The organism is Bacillus sp. LL01, from assembly GCF_001037965.1.
Genome location: NZ_LFEL01000001.1, coordinates 517,119 through 532,855 on the forward strand (window position 1 = coordinate 517,119; position 15,737 = coordinate 532,855).

17 protein-coding genes are annotated in these 15,737 nt (G+C 41.1%); 1 reads left to right on the forward strand and 16 read right to left on the reverse strand.

What is annotated here, in order from left to right:
* Positions 1-95: 95 nt before the first annotated feature.
* From spoIVA to AB685_RS02595, 8 genes are all read right to left on the reverse strand, one after another.
* Entirely contained in the window at positions 96-1,574 is a 1,479-nt protein-coding gene (gene spoIVA / locus AB685_RS02560) for a stage IV sporulation protein A (protein WP_047968970.1), read from the reverse strand.
* 353 nt (positions 1,575-1,927) lie between these two features.
* Positions 1,928-2,659 (reverse strand): hypothetical protein, encoded by a 732-nt coding sequence (locus tag AB685_RS02565; RefSeq protein ID WP_047968971.1) that lies wholly within the window; start codon positions 2,657-2,659, stop codon positions 1,928-1,930.
* Between the two features lie 53 nt (positions 2,660-2,712).
* Complete coding sequence (locus AB685_RS02570; RefSeq protein WP_047968972.1) at positions 2,713-2,919, reverse strand: DUF2768 domain-containing protein; 207 nt, start codon at positions 2,917-2,919, stop codon at positions 2,713-2,715.
* A gap of 569 nt (positions 2,920-3,488) precedes the next feature.
* Positions 3,489-4,523, reverse strand: a complete 1,035-nt coding sequence (locus tag AB685_RS02575; RefSeq protein WP_047968973.1) for an NAD(P)H-dependent glycerol-3-phosphate dehydrogenase — start codon at positions 4,521-4,523, stop codon at positions 3,489-3,491.
* 17 nt (positions 4,524-4,540) lie between these two features.
* Positions 4,541-5,851, reverse strand: a complete 1,311-nt coding sequence (gene der, locus AB685_RS02580; RefSeq protein WP_047968974.1) for a ribosome biogenesis GTPase Der — start codon at positions 5,849-5,851, stop codon at positions 4,541-4,543.
* Positions 5,852-6,113: 262 nt separating this feature from the next.
* Entirely contained in the window at positions 6,114-6,299 is a 186-nt protein-coding gene (locus tag AB685_RS02585) for a hypothetical protein (RefSeq protein WP_047968975.1), read from the reverse strand.
* A gap of 1 nt (position 6,300) precedes the next feature.
* Positions 6,301-7,185 carry a YIEGIA family protein gene (locus AB685_RS02590; protein WP_047968976.1) on the reverse strand — a complete coding sequence of 295 codons (885 nt, stop codon included), beginning with the start codon at positions 7,183-7,185 and terminating at the stop codon, positions 6,301-6,303.
* Positions 7,182-7,787 carry a hypothetical protein gene (locus AB685_RS02595; RefSeq protein WP_053073702.1) on the reverse strand — a complete coding sequence of 202 codons (606 nt, stop codon included), beginning with the start codon at positions 7,785-7,787 and terminating at the stop codon, positions 7,182-7,184. Before AB685_RS02595 ends, AB685_RS02590 begins: the two co-directional genes overlap by 4 nt.
* A gap of 125 nt (positions 7,788-7,912) precedes the next feature.
* Between AB685_RS02595 and AB685_RS30100 the strand changes: the two genes are divergently transcribed.
* Positions 7,913-8,044, forward strand: a complete 132-nt coding sequence (locus AB685_RS30100; RefSeq protein WP_064497390.1) for a YpzI family protein — start codon at positions 7,913-7,915, stop codon at positions 8,042-8,044.
* A gap of 65 nt (positions 8,045-8,109) precedes the next feature.
* On the opposite strand, the gene fni is transcribed toward AB685_RS30100, so the two are convergent.
* From fni to AB685_RS02635, 8 genes are all read right to left on the reverse strand, one after another.
* Positions 8,110-9,171: a type 2 isopentenyl-diphosphate Delta-isomerase gene (gene fni / locus AB685_RS02600; protein ID WP_047968977.1), complete on the reverse strand. Its 1,062-nt coding sequence runs from the start codon at positions 9,169-9,171 to the stop codon at positions 8,110-8,112.
* A 227-nt stretch (positions 9,172-9,398) separates the two neighbouring features.
* A complete protein-coding gene (rpsA, locus tag AB685_RS02605) occupies positions 9,399-10,541 on the reverse strand; it encodes a 30S ribosomal protein S1 (RefSeq protein ID WP_047968978.1) in 1,143 nt (380 codons plus the stop codon).
* A 293-nt stretch (positions 10,542-10,834) separates the two neighbouring features.
* Positions 10,835-11,416: a lysophospholipid acyltransferase family protein gene (locus AB685_RS02610; RefSeq protein ID WP_047968979.1), complete on the reverse strand. Its 582-nt coding sequence runs from the start codon at positions 11,414-11,416 to the stop codon at positions 10,835-10,837.
* Complete coding sequence (cmk, locus tag AB685_RS02615; RefSeq protein ID WP_047968980.1) at positions 11,413-12,102, reverse strand: (d)CMP kinase; 690 nt, start codon at positions 12,100-12,102, stop codon at positions 11,413-11,415. Before cmk ends, AB685_RS02610 begins: the two co-directional genes overlap by 4 nt.
* A 91-nt stretch (positions 12,103-12,193) precedes the next feature.
* Positions 12,194-12,376: a YpfB family protein gene (locus tag AB685_RS02620; protein WP_047968981.1), complete on the reverse strand. Its 183-nt coding sequence runs from the start codon at positions 12,374-12,376 to the stop codon at positions 12,194-12,196.
* A gap of 71 nt (positions 12,377-12,447) precedes the next feature.
* Positions 12,448-13,101 (reverse strand): flagellar brake domain-containing protein, encoded by a 654-nt coding sequence (locus AB685_RS02625; protein WP_047968982.1) that lies wholly within the window; start codon positions 13,099-13,101, stop codon positions 12,448-12,450.
* A 117-nt stretch (positions 13,102-13,218) separates the two neighbouring features.
* Positions 13,219-14,559, reverse strand: a complete 1,341-nt coding sequence (gene ypeB, locus AB685_RS02630) for a germination protein YpeB (protein WP_047968983.1) — start codon at positions 14,557-14,559, stop codon at positions 13,219-13,221.
* An 18-nt stretch (positions 14,560-14,577) separates the two neighbouring features.
* Positions 14,578-15,609, reverse strand: a complete 1,032-nt coding sequence (locus AB685_RS02635) for a cell wall hydrolase (protein ID WP_047969705.1) — start codon at positions 15,607-15,609, stop codon at positions 14,578-14,580.
* Between the last annotated feature and the right edge of the window lie 128 nt (positions 15,610-15,737).

Sequence of the window (15,737 nt, forward strand, 5' to 3'; positions counted from 1 at the left end):
ATCAAGTCATTCTTTATATCAACAACAAAAATAAGCTTCCCATTTGTGTTTTATACCACAGCCGGGAAGCTATCAAACATATTCGACATCATTTTTTATAGAATTATTGCAATGAGACCTCCAGAGCCTTCGTTTATGATTCTTTCCAACGTCTCTTTCAGTTTATATCTTGCATTTTCAGGCATCAGAGAGATTTTTGCATGAATTCCTTCTCTTACAATGGAGCTTAATGACCGTCCAAAGATATCGGAGTTCCAGATGGATAATGGATCATCCTCGAAATCTTGCATCAGATAGCGAACAAGCTCCTCGCTCTGCTTTTCCGTTCCGATGATTGGCGCAAATTCAGACTCGACATCGACTTTGATCATATGAATTGATGGCGCCACAGCTTTTAATCTGACCCCGAATCTTGAGCCTTGTCGAATAATTTCCGGTTCTTCCAGACTCATATCGGTCAAAGCCGGGGATGCAATGCCGTAACCAGTCTGTTTTACCATTTTTAAAGCATCCGATACTTGATCGTATTCCGCTTTGGCATAGGCGAAATCCTGCATCAATTGCAATAGATGATCCTTCCCTCTGATCTCCACCCCTACCACTTCTTTCAGGATGTGATCATACAGGTCGTCTGGAGCGTATAGATCGATTTCTGCAATCCCCTGCCCCATTTCTATTCCAGCCAGACCGGCACGGTCAATGAATTCGTATTCGCTGAAATGACCTACCACTCTGTCCACGTCACGCAGACGTTTGATATCTTTCACAGTGTCCTTTACAGCTTCCTGATAGCTTTCACGTAGCCAGTGATTGTCTTTGAGTACCATCACCCAGCTCGGAAGGTTAACGTTCACTTCAAGTACAGGGAATTCGAATAATGCTTCTCTTAAAACATTGTAAACATCAGACTCCCTCATGCTTTCAACGCTCATTGCTATGACAGGAATATCATATTTTTCGCAGAGTTCACGTTTCAGCGCTTCTGTTTCAGGGTGGTGCGGTTGTACGGTGTTGATTACCATGATAAAGGGTTTGCCGACTTCTTTTAATTCTTCCACAACCCTTTCTTCCGCTTCAATGTAGTCCCTGCGTGGAATTTCTCCGATGGAACCATCTGTAGCAATGACAACACCAATTGTAGAATGCTCCTGAATTACTTTTCTTGTTCCGATTTCCGCTGCTTCATGAAACGGAATCGGTTCCTCATACCAAGGTGTATTGATCATTCTTGGGCCATTTTCATCCTCATATCCTTTGGCACCCGGAACTGTATAGCCCACACAGTCTACAAGACGAATATTCACATCAAGGCCTTCATCTACTTTAACCTTTACTGCCTGGTTAGGTACAAACTTAGGCTCTGTTGTCATGATCGTTTTTCCAGCTGCACTTTGCGGTAACTCATCTTGAGCACGAGCTTTATCAGACTCGTTTCCTATATTCGGCAGAACCACTAACTCCATAAACCTTTTGATGAATGTTGATTTCCCTGTACGAACAGCTCCTACGACCCCTAAATATATATCGCCGCCCGTCCGTTCAGCGATATCTTTGAAAATATCTACTTTTTCCAAGTGATTCCCTCCCGACATTTATCTTGGGATTTACATTTTCTAGTAAGGATATAATCTATGACACTATATGTGTATGATGTTGTCCTAATTAAATATGACTAATATTTATAAGAAAATTCATCCCGGGTTATCCTTTTTTATTTTCAATGACAATGGCAATCCTAAAATCACTGTAGTTATAGTTACCTAACAGTTGATTGAAGCACGAAGCGAAGCCAGGTGCAGAAATCAACAGCGGTGGTTGACTGAGCCTTCAAATATTCTTCAGATTAGTAGGGGGAATTCGTTTTTCACCAAAAACAAAAACCCTTCTTTAGAATGTATTCTCTAAAGAAGGGTTCATGACAATTTTTCTATTCAGGTTTTGAAATCACTGGTTCATTATTCTCATCCAGGGTATATGGCAAGGAATATGCAGGCACAAAAACAGAGTTGTCCACGATGATATCACGTATGTCATCACCTTGTTTATAGTCATGTTCGTGATTTTGCAAGAAATCATATAAATCAATAGAGTAGTCCAATTGCGCCTCTCCGGCATTATTAAGAATGAAAGGCAAGTTTTTTCCTGAGATTGGACTTTCCGCATATGGCTCTGTTGAATAGCCTAGTTTCTCCCAATCTATTTTAAATGCATTGTCATTTATTACTTCTTTAATGGGCGCATATCCATTGTTTGAACGTTTGTACATATCAATCCTTATATTAATATCACGTATCTGCTCAGCCACCCTTAAATCAATCAGTTTAACTTTTGGATCGTCCTCCACATCCACGAGCACATATAAATAAACTCCACCACTCTCATATGCCGTTCCTGGAGGCTCTTGTATGTACCTTGGTGAAAGTTTATTAAAGTCGATAGGGTACTTCTGATAGATCGGTGTATCCATGTCTCTGTCCTTTATTGGCAACAGACCACTGGTGGATTCCCGATATTGATCTACTGAGGACTGGACGGATTCCAACTGATCTATATATGGCACCTGGTTTTGCTTCATACGATCTTGAGGGTATAAACAACCTGATAGCACACTGCTCACTACCATCATTCCTACTAGTAGGAAGAACCTATTTAATGTCATAATTTATTCCTTCCTCCATTATTTATCCAAGCTCTTTACAAAGCCTTTATATCTTATTGTTCGGGAACGGGACCACTGAATACCACATAGAAGATAATAAGCCCAGATAGGACGATCAGCAAAAAAGCGACCGTGTTCAATACCCCTCTTACAATAGAATTTTTAACCTTGAATCTAGTAAAATAAACCGTTAAAACCGATATAAACATGAATCCCATTGCTACAAAAGAAATCCACATTTTCATCAATGCAGGTGACATCCTCATCTCTCCTTTTCCGTGAAACATTATAGCATAAGATAAACATGAAAAAAACTCCAACCCTCCCATTACAAGGGTAGTAGAATGTGCCAGGGTCATAAATTGGACAAATTTTTGAAAAAAGTAAACAAACACCCATACATCACAAGCGCATAACTTATAAGGAAGAAACGATAGGAGGATGCGTTAGATAGTAATCCATAATTTTTACAAGCTTTTTTGCGATAAATAGGCATTTGGCGATGCATGTATGTAAATTGCCGCATAAGATGTGAATGAGGATATCACTGTTTGAGCTGTGGGATTGGATTATTTAGTCTTATATATAATGCTGAAGTAAAAATGGCCCCTTTTACTTCAGCTTTTTTTATTTCTGGTGAGCACCGCTGGTGATTTCCGCACCGGGCTTCGCTTTCCACGGGGCGCTTGCGGAGCCTCCCGTAGGAGTCTTCGCCCTATGCTCCAATCACCAGCTATAAATCTCAGTGAAATTTACAATATTTTATAACGGGGCTTTCCAGAAAAAAACGCCATCTCCTTTTGTGGGGAGTGGCGTTTTAAAATTGAATTTAGATTCTGTCACCAAGAAGTTGTGCCAGGTCATCCAGTTCTGTTGTTTTCGATCGGCTCATCAGTTCGTCTACTGCGTCTTTCGGGTCAACCCCGTCAAAGAGCACATGATAAAGCGCAGAAGTCAGAGGCATTTTAACTTGAAGCTTCTGAGATAGCTGGTAGGCGGCCTTTGTTGTACGTACACCTTCTACTACCATTCCCATGTTTTCCAATACCTCTTCCAGTTTCATCCCTTTTCCTAACATGTTACCTGCTCGCCAGTTTCTGCTGTGAACGCTTGTGCATGTTACGATAAGATCCCCCATGCCTGTAAGGCCGAGGAATGTCAGTGGGTTCGCACCCAAGCAACTGCCAAGGCGCGCTATTTCAGCAAGACCTCTTGTTATGAGAGCGGCTTTTGCATTATCACCATACCCGAGACCATCTGTAATACCTGCTGCCAGAGCAATGATGTTTTTTAGAGAGCCGCCAATCTCAACGCCTACCACATCTGTATTCGTATAAACACGGAAATGCTGATTGATGAAAAGATCTTGCACTTTCTCAGCCGCTTCCACATCCAAAGATGCAGCAGTCACTGTTGTAGGTTGTCTAAGGCTTACTTCTTCCGCGTGACTAGGCCCGGAGAGTACCACCACCGCTAGGCGGACAGACTCAGGCAGTTCATCTTCAATCACCTCAGAAACCCTCAGGTGAGTATCTGGCTCAATCCCTTTACTGACATGGACAAACAAGGTGGGAGAGGACAAATAACCTCTCACTTGCTGACACACCTCTCTCATTGCTTTTGTCGGCACCGCAAGCACGATGGCCTCAACCCCGTTGACTGCCTTTTCCATGGAAGTGTAGCCTACAATCCGGTCTGATAGTTTGATGTTTTTTAAATATTTTTCATTCGTATGATACTGGTTTATTTCGTCAACCTGAGCTTGTTTATGACCCCAAAGACGAACTTCATGATTATTGTCGGCAAGAACCATTGCAAGGGCTGTACCCCAGCTTCCCGCTCCTAAAACAGCAACCTTTTTCACTAACTCACTCCTCCCTGTTATTTACGTGGACGTGCGATAAGTTTAATAGGTGTTCCTTCAAATCCAAATGCATCTCTTATACGGTTCTCAAGGAATCGCTTGTAAGAGAAATGCAGAAGTTCAGGATCATTAACGAAAATGACAAAGGTAGGTGGTTTCACGGCAACCTGTGTCGCATAGTAGATTTTCAGGCGTTGACCTTTGTCCGTCGGTGTCGGATTCATGGCAACTGCATCCATGATCACATCATTCAATACCGTAGTAACCACACGCATGGAATGATTTTCGCTTGCCATTTCAATTTTTGGTATTAAGGTATGGATACGTTTTTTTGTTTTTGCTGATAAGAAAACAATTGGAGCATAATCAAGGAATAAGAAATGATCTCTGATTTTCTGTTCAAACTCCTTCATTGTCTTCTCGTCTTTTTCTACCGCATCCCATTTGTTTACAACAATTACGATCCCTCTACCAGCTTCATGAGCATAGCCGGCAATCTTTTTATCCTGCTCAATGATGCCCTCTTCTCCATCAATTACGACAAGAGCAACATCTGAGCGTTCAATCGCTCTTAACGCACGTAGTACACTATACTTTTCGGTAGTCTCATACACTTTCCCTTTTTTACGCATTCCTGCTGTATCAATGATAACGTAATCTTTTCCGTCATACGTATAGGGGGTGTCAATTGCATCTCTAGTGGTTCCGGCAATGTCACTTACAATAACTCGATCCTCTCCAAGTAGTGCGTTGACCAAAGAAGATTTACCAACGTTCGGACGACCGATCAGAGAGAATTTAATAATATCGTCATCATAGTCATCCTCTTGATTTTTAGGAAAATTATCAATTACAAAGTCCAGTAGGTCTCCTAGACCCAAGCCGTGAGAACCCGAAATAGGTATCGGATCCCCGAAACCTAGTGCATAAAAGTCATACAAAGTATCTCTCATATCAGGATTGTCCACTTTGTTTACAGCAACTACTACAGGCTTTTTGGAACGGTAAAGTATTTTAGCTACCTCTTCATCCGCTGTCGTCAACCCTTCGCGGCCATTTGTCATGAAAATGATGACATCAGCCTCATCAATGGCAATTTCCGCCTGCTCACGGATCTGTGTCATAAATGGAGCATCACTTATTTCTATTCCACCAGTGTCAATAATATTAAAATACTGATTTAGCCATTCACCAGAGCTGTAAATTCTATCTCTAGTAACTCCTGGTACATCTTCAACAATGGAGATTCTCTCTCCAACTATTCGGTTAAATATTGTGGATTTCCCCACATTCGGTCTTCCAACGATCGCTACGGTTGGCTTTGGCATGGTGACCACCCTCCCATTTTTCTAATGTATATGTAAATATTCTCAATCAAAAGTTAAGAACTTCTACTTATCGTTTGGTCATAAACATAGTCTTTACAAAAGGCTGTTTTCGAATACTTTTTTGATTCATACGAGCATCAATTCATCATTTTATCTCTAATAAAAGAAACCCTCCTGCAAAAGGAAGGTCTAACTTGAATAGTTTAACATTATTCGGTGCAATAAGGAAGTCTGACTTTTTTCACTAGTAGCATTTCATCCCTTAATGCTTGACTATGACATATAACTCTTCACCCAACCCATGCGCAATTCCGTCTAGAATCGCTTCTAGATTGGCAGCGACAAACTCCATTTCCTCTTTTGTCTCGCAAGTAAAGATTGGTGCTCCACCTGCTATTTTTGTTGCATTAGTCGTAATTACAGCGAGAATATACTTTTCGAATTCCATCCTACTTCACCTTCTTTTTCAGGTTTTTCGTAGGCATTCTTATCGCATTTTCCAGCGTGGGAACTCGCTCGAGGATAGCCATGCCGATTTTGAGGTCCTGTTCCTGCGGCAATAGGAAAACCCCTACACGTCCATCATCAAGATCCCTTTTTGCCAAAGGAACTAGAGCAGGGGTTCCCGAGTCTCGATATACCCCTAAAGCCGTGGACATATCGTGGAGAATCGCTTGTCTTTGACCAAGGTTTGCAATTGTAGTTCTTGCATTAAAGTTCTTGGGCTTTAATATAAACCCCATACCATATTGAAGAACTTCTTTCTGACGTTCAGGTAATCCTATATTCATGATATATATATTATCCACGTATAAACCCGCTCCCTCAAAATGCGGTTTCACATATTCAATATCCACAATATCCTTCAATTGTCCACCCGTCATCAGCTTGTGGGAAATCAATGCAGCAGATATCCCCACAACCAAACCGGCCCAGAAGTTCACCGCCAAATATGCGAGAGTGGCCAGGAATGCCGTCATCATGACCAAATAGTTTCTCCCCTCAAACGCAATGGCAATTCCTTCAATATACGTGCTACCTCTAGGTACCAGTTCATAACCGTCCAATTCAGCAAGCGTATTCCTCTCCATATTCCGTACATCCCGAAATTGGGAGGCTGCAAGTGCCAAGAACGTGATTGCGGCAAATTCCTGTTCCATAATTGCAGGCACAGCAATAGTCCCAAGTCCTGACGCTATAAAAGCGAGCGATAGATGAATGATTTTCCCGTGCAAATAGGTAGGATATTGCCGATAATCTGTCACCAACATATACATTCTGGTAGCAAGGCCTATTATTACTCCAAATAGTATCGGGTACGTATATTCATTCATCCTTGTCGCTCCCTTACACGCTTTTGTATGACCGAATCCAGGTAAACTGTAACAGTTTCAAAAACCATCCAAGTGGCTAGACCTGCAGATGATAGGAATAGTACAGCCAAGAAATCGTAAGAGCCGATAACAGAATAGGAGAAGATGCTATTCAATACAAAACTGTTCAATATTTCCCCTTGCAAAACTCCTGTAAGCATAAAAACAAACCTCTCCAATTTCCCTTTGAACAAAAGCAAGGATAGGTAAAGAAGGATGAAAGAAAGCATAAATGTCCTATCAATCAATATCCATACAGGATCGTAAATTTCAAAAATCACAAAACATACATAAGCCAGGGACAAGGTACAGATGGAGAAATAGTGAAGAAAGTATTTTTGTTTCAACGTTTTTGTCAATAATATAATTGCTGTAATCATCAGGAAAAGAAATGCAATATTCACTTTGTATCCATATATGTCAATATAAGTTGCCGACCCTGCTATTACCAGTAGCAACAATAAAGACAGGAACGTACGCACAGATGACTTCGGAAAGAGAAATGTTATGATAATCCACCCTATCCATCCAAGAAAATAAAAATAAAGACCTGCCGTTTCCATTTCACCATCCCTCCTTTCACCAAATCATTATGCCTAAAAAGAGGAATTACTAATCATAGCAGGCAGTATGTTTTTGATGCAAATGAGAATAATAATCCTCAATCAGTTGGAAAAGAGGTGATCATATGGGAAAAGATAGACAAGAAAGAAAACTCAAAGCCCAAAAGAGAACAGAGTCAGATCGAGATCAATCTCTAAAGTACCCTGGAGCGACGAGTCTGGAAGGTCCAGATGAAGCACGAGAAAGAAATAAGTAAAGACCACTATAAAAAAAAACATCGTTTCATCCTATAACTAGGATAAAGACGATGTTTTTTGCGGTCTATTCTTCAATAAACCTATTACTATAGATAGTACAATCCACTTTACGCTGATTCAACCAATGAAAAGTTTCACCGCTGATCACCAATGGAACCTGCTGAAGTTGCTCAATTGTTAAAGCACCAAGCGCAGTCATCATCCACTTCAATTCATCATGCGTTTGATGAATTAGCTTCACAAGAGCACCTTGCCCCTCTTCTATATACACTTTGAGGAAATAACCCGCTATACCGACAGCCGATGCCCCCAAAGCTATCGCTTTAGCTATGTCCATTGGACGTTGAATACCACCGGAACCGATAATAGGCCTATCAGGTAATGCATTTTTCACCTCCGCAATGGATGCGGCTGTAGAGATTCCCCAGTTATCAAAAAACTCCATTCTGCTGGTACGACGTTCGTTTTCGATCTTTGAGAAGTTGGTGCCACCAAATCCACTGACATCCACAACAGATACCCCTACATCAAATAGTTGCTTTGCAGTTTCTCTGCTTATTCCGAATCCGGTTTCTTTTACAATTATTGGTACATGCAAGGCACTGACAATACGCTCAATCCTACGAAGTGCTCCTGAAAAATCGCGATCTCCCTCAGGCATGACAAGCTCCTGTATGACATTTAAATGAATCTGCATAGCATTTGCTTTGAGCATGTCCACGGCACGCATGGCCTGATCAACAGTTGCCTCACTTCCTAAATTAGCGAAAATGATACCATCTTGGTTTACTTTTCTTACCACTTCATAAGTGGCTGCCTCATCATTATCTTTTATTGCCGACATTTGAGACCCGACAGCCAGACCGATGTTACATATTTTTGCAACCTCAGCCAAACCTTTATTAATCTCCAATGTTTCACTTCCGCCGCCGCCTGTCATAGCATTGATAAAAATAGGCGAACTTAAAGTAAGTTCGCCTATTTTCGTATTCAATTGTATGTCAGTAACGGCGCGGTCAGGCAAGCTTTGATGAACGAACATAACATCGTCAAAACCGGTCTGTCTTAACTGTCCTGTTGTTAATGCATGCTGAATATGGTCCATTTTTCTTTGTGCTCTGCTCACCGATTATCACCTAGACATTATAATTATTTTGACTGCTATTTAGTTCTGGCTCCATTGAGCGCCGCTGTTGATTTCCGCACAGGTCTACGCTTTCCACGGGGCACTTGCGGAGCCTCCTCGGCTTTGCCTGCGGGGTCTCCGCTAAGTGCTACCTCCCGTTGGAGTCTTCGCCCTGTGCTCCAATCAACAGCTACGTTTTCTATAAATCAATGCTATTTTAGCATTTATTATTTCTTCAACTTACTCAGTTTATCCCCAATCATTTCGCCCAGTTGGAATCCACCGGAATCTTCTGATTGGTTATACTTGCTGTAGTCCTCTTCTTCTTCAGGCTCTTCCAGCTCACGGATACTCAAGGAAATTCTTTGGTCAGCTTCATTGACATCCAATACCTTCACTTGGACTTTGTCACCCTCAGTGAGAACTTCATGCGGAGTACCGATATGTTTGTTGGATATCTGAGAAATATGGACCAAACCTTCCACTCCAGGAAGTACTTCTACAAAAGCTCCAAAGGAAACCAGGCGTTTCACAACACCTTCTGTTACGCTGCCTGCAGATAGCTTTTCTGAAACTTGTGTCCACGGCCCAGGTAATGTCTCTTTAATAGATAAAGAGATTCTTTCATTATCCCGATCGACGGAAAGGACTTTAACGTTCACCTTTTGCCCTTCTGTCACTACATCAGAAGGCTTCCCTACATGTTCGTAGGATAGCTGGGAAATGTGAACCAATCCATCCACACCACCGATGTCAACAAATGCACCGAAGTCTGTTATACGTTGTACAGTACCTTTCAGCACCTGTCCACTTTCAATAGTATCAAGCAATTGGTGCTTTTTATTCTGCATCTCTTCCTCCACCACTGCACGATGGGATAGAATGACACGATTTTTCTCTTTTTCAAGTTCCACCACTTTAAAAGTTAATGTTTTTCCTTTGTAGTCGGAGAAATCATCAACAAAGTAGTTTTCCACCAACGAAGCGGGAACAAACCCACGTACTCCAAGGTCCACTACAAGTCCGCCTTTTACAACATCCTTGATTTCAGCTTCGAAAACTTCTTTTGATTCAAATTTCTTTTGAAGGTCTTCCCAAGCAAGGTCAGCGTCTACCGCTTTCTTGGATAGAACAAGCAGTTCCTCTTCCACCTTTGTCACTTTAAGTTGAAGCTCTTGACCTTCTGCCACCACATCTGTCGCTTTTTCCACATGTAGGCTGGAAAGTTCGCTTATCGGAATGATTCCATCTAACTTACTGCCCTCAATTGATACAAGGACCTGCTTTTCTTCTACTTTTGTAACTGTTCCAGTCACTTTGTTGCCAACCTCTAAATTGTTAACTTCTACTTGATTCATGTCTTCCACCATCATTATTACCTCCTCCATACAAACCAGCTAATCCATTATTTATGTAAGTAACGGTAGACGTTACGTAAGTATGCAGGCTAGAGCCTAAGCATACGTACTTAACAAAAGTTGCATTCGTTTCGTGTAATAATTCATAAATTAACGGATGTTAACTTACTTGATTGATTGGACAGATCAATTAGAACTGCCGAGTATTAATTTGCAGAAATGCACCTTAACATATTCCTACAAATTAAGCTTCCTTCTACTAACTTCTAATAAATAGTACATTTTGTCAAGTCAAAACTCTTAAACTATCTGTTTTTTTCGATAAGTTCCTTTATGGAGTCCATTACCAACAATGTCGCTTCTTCTGCAGAAATTTTATTCATTCTCGGCTCGGTAAAATCAACCGGCTTTCCATATACCACTTTCAATGGTTGGAATTTTTTGTATGGACCAATGATTGCACATGGAACGATTGTCGCTTCTGATCGGAGTGCGAAAAAGCCCGCACCTGCCAATCCTTTCCCAATCTCTCCGGTTTTACTTCTGGTTCCTTCTGGAAAAAGACCTAACACATGTCCTTCTTTTAAAACTTTTAAAGCTTTTCTTAGTGCCTCTCTGTCACTCATTCCTCTTTTAACAGGAAAGGCATGCACCTTTGGTAAAATGGTTTTCAGGATAGGCACATGGAAGATCTCTTCTTTAGCCATGAAGTGGACGGTTCTTGGGGATGTAATACCTACAATAGGCGGATCAAGATTGTCAATATGGTTCGAACATATAAGAACGGGGCCATCTTTAGGTATATTTTCACTCCCGATCACTTCAATGCGATAGATAGGCTTTAATACGACAGAAACAAGGAACTTCGCAAATGAGTAGAAAGTCATGGGCGTTCTGCTCTTTCCGTCTGTTCAACCAACTCCATAATTTTCCCTACTACTTGGTCAATAGATAAAGAGGTCGTATCAATTTCTTTTGCATCATCCGCTTTTTGCAGCGGGGCAATTTCTCTCTCGGAATCTAGTTTGTCACGTCTTGCTATTTCAAGCTTCAATTTCTCCAGGTCAGAATCGAAGCCCTTGGAAAGATTTTCCGCATGTCTTCTGTGTGCTCTTTCATCGACAGATGCAAGTAGGAACACTTTCACTTCAGCCTCAGGAAGAACATGGGTACCTATGTCTCTACCATCCATTACAACCCCGCCTTTTTTGGCAAGAATTTGTTGTCTTGCAACCATTTCCTCGCGAACACTTTTATGTTTGGCGACAATGGAAACATTGTTTGTCACATCATGTGTACGGATCTGTTCTGTTACATCTTCATCGTTTATGTACACGTGCTGTGTCTGGTTATTTGTAGCACGCAAATCTATTTCCATCTTTTCAATCAATTGCTGCAAAGACTTTTCATCCTCCAAGTTCACATCATGTCTAATAGCCTGGAATGTAATTGCTCTGTACATTGCACCTGTATCGATATATAAATATCCTAATTTGTCAGCTACGATTTTCGCTACTGTACTTTTACCTGCCGCTGCCGGGCCGTCAATTGCTACTGATAATAATTGTTTCATAGTTCCTCCTGATTTCAAATCTTTTTTTACATGAAAAAAGCAGGGCACCCCTGCAATTCCACCGTTTTATCTCACTTATATTTTATCATAATCATCTACTTTGGTCGAATGTTTCTATATGTTCCATAATCTTCATGCCGCCTACCCCTTCATATTGAATCACTTTACTTAAAAATGGGGCAGCATCGGTATATAGGAGCAGACCTTGAGCACATATCATACATATTAACTGGATGACTATCAGTTTAATGATTATTCTTTCCATTCTTTTCATAACCTTCTCTTCCACCTTCACCATATCTGTATCGTTAATCCTAGTATGGATGAATATGGAAGAAAGTATGCTTAGACATTTGTTTTTCTTAGTAATAACTGCTGTTCGAAGCAGTACTTCATAATTATTTGCCTTTCATGTTCCTTTATTGAATCAAATTGAAGAGAAGCCCTTACTCTTTTATTGTGAGCTTCCACCAATCTAATCACTTTACTTTTCAGCTTGATATAATGCGTTTCTCCGTTATTAAGATGAAGGACAAATGTTGTCAGTACATGCTCTTTTTCGGGTAATGTGGTATTGTCTGGCAGAATCACTGCGGCTCCACCTGCACTGATATCGTGGGTGACCGTTATGAAGGGGCGGAAGTCTAGTGAAAGCGGATGAATGGATACATCAATATTGCTTTCAACCCTCACATACTGTCTTCGTTGCACTTTTGCCACTTGATCGTAACCCGGAAAAGATAATTGCATCATCGGTATTGCTTGCTTTATTCTACCGAGCACTTCACTTTCGAATGTGTATGCAACACCCTCTTCTGTGACATATGAAATAAGCAGTTGCGTACCGTTTAAAATATATGTAGTTCTTCCATTTGCATAATGGGATGGATAGTCCACATAAAATTCCTTATCCTTTACTTCCTGTACTTTACATCTATATTTTTCCACTTTATCATCATTTCGAACTTGTAGTGTTAATACGACCCCTGGCTTCAACAAAAAATTGCCTCCCTTGCACCCCGTTGTTCCTGTAACTTGCTATTTTTTTCTATTTATACCTATTAAACCACTTTACGAAAAAAAGGAAAAGCCAATTTTGACTTTTCCTCCATTTTATTACAAATCATATAGCAATTCCGGGTTTTTAAGTTTTTCCACCTTTTCTTCGCGTCCATCGTTCGCATTGATAAAGATCTGATATGTGTCATTATCTATCGTTCCTAGGAACTCATAACATAGGACCTCTTCCCCAAGATCATTGTTGATGATGGCCATATAGTCTTCCATAATCATTACTTTGTCATTGATTTTGTCTGTTGCTTCCTGGACCGAAATACCCGGTTCAGGAATTTCACGCAAATGGTGTGACATCAGGTAATCTTTCGCAGAGAAGCCGACAATTTCACCGGTTTCCAAACTTACTTTCATCTTGATGGCATCGGGGTAGATTCTCACTCCATCCACGTTAGAGACAAATGTGAAGATTCCAAGCTTGTTGTACTCAACACTTTCATATAAATCCAGTGTATCGAATTTATTCTGTTTTAAGAAATTTCTCGCCTTTTCCGTCGCTTCATTCAGGCTTATGTTCTTCTTTTTTGCTTCTTTATCTTGCACCAGATAAATAGGGATTCCACCTTTTTTAGCTATGTCCATATAGGTGTCCTGCTGATTTTTATCAACTATTTTCAAACTATAGAACCCGAATTCAGAGCCTTCACCATTTTCAGTGATTGTAATCTTTTCATTTCCTTCAAGCTCCAAGTATTTATCTGCAATTTTCTTTGCATCTTCTTCTGTTATTGTTTTACCGGAAAGTTGGCTAAAGTTTTTATCCTTTTGATTCATGGAAGTGAATGTCGGTCCGAAGTCCGCTTCATCATACCCTTCCACATTTTTCTCTACCGTCTTGAATCCATTAATAATTGTATTATCTTGTGGCTGATCTTTTGCTGATAGTGCCAGTTCCACATCCATCCAACGCAGGTTATTGCTCATAACCATGCTTTGAACTCTTCTCAGCTCCTGCTTAATTTCTTCTGATTTCTGGTAAAGCGTCTGCAGGGTACCATATTCTTCTTCCGATAAAGGGTTTTTGTCTAGGTCCCTTACTGCAACTCGGTAAGTATAATCACCAGTATTTGTTAAAAACTCTTCTGTTTTATTAAAAGGAAGGAGCGTTAATGGCAACTGACCTACGTCATTTTGGGCTTCGGATGTAATTCTCCATACTTCAGCAAAAGATGGAGAGAGCTGTTCTCTTGAACTCATTGCCAAAGTCGTTCCTATCTTATCATGGAGCAGGTCCACATGGTAGACAAGATCATGGAAAGCACGTTGATAGTTATTCTCCGCATTGATGAGGACTGCGTTTTTATCTTGATGCTCTTGATAACCCCAATACCCTGTTCCTGCTACCGCAATTGCTAAAACAGCGATTATTACAAGTCTCAACATAATTTTTCACCCTCTTTATTAGTCACAGAAAATGTGCTTTCCTATCCGTTTGATTTGAGGACGTCCCCATATCCAGCCACTTGTCGCTGTATCAGGGTTAAAGTAGTATGTCGCCCCTTCAGATGGATCCATTCCATTAATGGCGTCGACTACCGCCCGTTTAGCCGTATCATTCGGGGTCAACCAGATTTGGCCGTCTGCCACCGCCGTAAATGCCAGCGGCTCAAAAATCACGCCTGATACGGTATTCGGGAATGTTGGTGAATTGATGCGATTTAAGATAACCGCAGCAACCGCAATCTGCCCCTCATAAGGTTCTCCTCGAGCTTCACCGTAAACCGCATTTGCCATCAATTGAATGTCATTTTCAGAGAAACCACCTGGCATATTCGTCGCACTCTGAGCATCTCCTTCGTCCTCTGCTGGTTGCTCTTCAGGCGCTGGTTGCTCTTCAGGTACAGGAGCAGGCTCTTGCTCCTGTGGGGCCGGTTGCTCCTCAGGTGGTGCCGGTTGTTCTTGTTCAGGTGCAGGCTGTTGTTCCTGTCCCGGTTGTCCCTGAGGTTCCGGCTTAGCTGGTCCCTTTTGTGGTGTTGGTTTTGCCGGTTCTTGCTTCTGATATTGTTTCTTTTGCTGCTGCCATTGGCTGGTTGCACCCTGCTTCGCTTTTTCTGTGGTTGCTTGGGAAGGTTCAACCTGGTATTTCAGTTCCATCCCACCGTAATGCGTGAAGCGTTTTCCGGAGTTGATTTGCTGATGCACCCAATCCTTATAGAATTTGGTTGATTTTTTAAGCATATCTTTTGTTTTTGGACCAACCAGTCCATCTACATCGTCCAAACCGAATTCCTGCTGAAAGTTCTTTACAGCCCAGTATGTAGTCCAACCATATACTCCATCAATTCTAGCGTGGTAGTATCCATTGTATTGAAGGCGGGCTTGCAATTCGACGACATCATTCCCTGTGGCGCCTTTCTGGATAATCTGCTCAGAAAAGGCATCTACAGAGGTTTGATTTATCGAAAATAACATACATGTGCTAAAAAGAAACATACATGAAATTATCAGTAACCGTTTCACCTTACATTTCCTCCTTTGACTTCTTTAAACAATTGTTACAATGTATTTTCCGTAGATATTGGTATTTTATACAGGGTCATTTGGAGAAAAGAGGTATTCCA

What these genes read in the sequence shown, in the direction of transcription:
- AB685_RS02565 (WP_047968971.1), bottom strand. Translation starts at nt 2,659, where the DNA reads ATGACATTAAATAGGTTCTTCCTACTAGTAGGAATGATGGTAGTGAGC.
- AB685_RS02570 (WP_047968972.1), bottom strand. Translation starts at nt 2,919, where the DNA reads ATGTCACCTGCATTGATGAAAATGTGGATTTCTTTTGTAGCAATGGGA.
- der (WP_047968974.1), bottom strand. Translation starts at nt 5,851, where the DNA reads ATGCCAAAGCCAACCGTAGCGATCGTTGGAAGACCGAATGTGGGGAAA.
- AB685_RS02585 (WP_047968975.1), bottom strand. Translation starts at nt 6,299, where the DNA reads ATGGAATTCGAAAAGTATATTCTCGCTGTAATTACGACTAATGCAACA.
- AB685_RS02590 (WP_047968976.1), bottom strand. Translation starts at nt 7,185, where the DNA reads ATGAATGAATATACGTACCCGATACTATTTGGAGTAATAATAGGCCTT.
- AB685_RS02595 (WP_053073702.1), bottom strand. Translation starts at nt 7,787, where the DNA reads ATGGAAACGGCAGGTCTTTATTTTTATTTTCTTGGATGGATAGGGTGG.
- AB685_RS30100 (WP_064497390.1), top strand. Translation starts at nt 7,913, where the DNA reads ATGGGAAAAGATAGACAAGAAAGAAAACTCAAAGCCCAAAAGAGAACA.
- rpsA (WP_047968978.1), bottom strand. Translation starts at nt 10,541, where the DNA reads ATGGTGGAAGACATGAATCAAGTAGAAGTTAACAATTTAGAGGTTGGC.
- AB685_RS02610 (WP_047968979.1), bottom strand. Translation starts at nt 11,416, where the DNA reads ATGACTTTCTACTCATTTGCGAAGTTCCTTGTTTCTGTCGTATTAAAG.
- cmk (WP_047968980.1), bottom strand. Translation starts at nt 12,102, where the DNA reads ATGAAACAATTATTATCAGTAGCAATTGACGGCCCGGCAGCGGCAGGT.
- AB685_RS02620 (WP_047968981.1), bottom strand. Translation starts at nt 12,376, where the DNA reads ATGAAAAGAATGGAAAGAATAATCATTAAACTGATAGTCATCCAGTTA.
- ypeB (WP_047968983.1), bottom strand. Translation starts at nt 14,559, where the DNA reads ATGTTGAGACTTGTAATAATCGCTGTTTTAGCAATTGCGGTAGCAGGA.
- AB685_RS02635 (WP_047969705.1), bottom strand. Translation starts at nt 15,609, where the DNA reads ATGTTTCTTTTTAGCACATGTATGTTATTTTCGATAAATCAAACCTCT.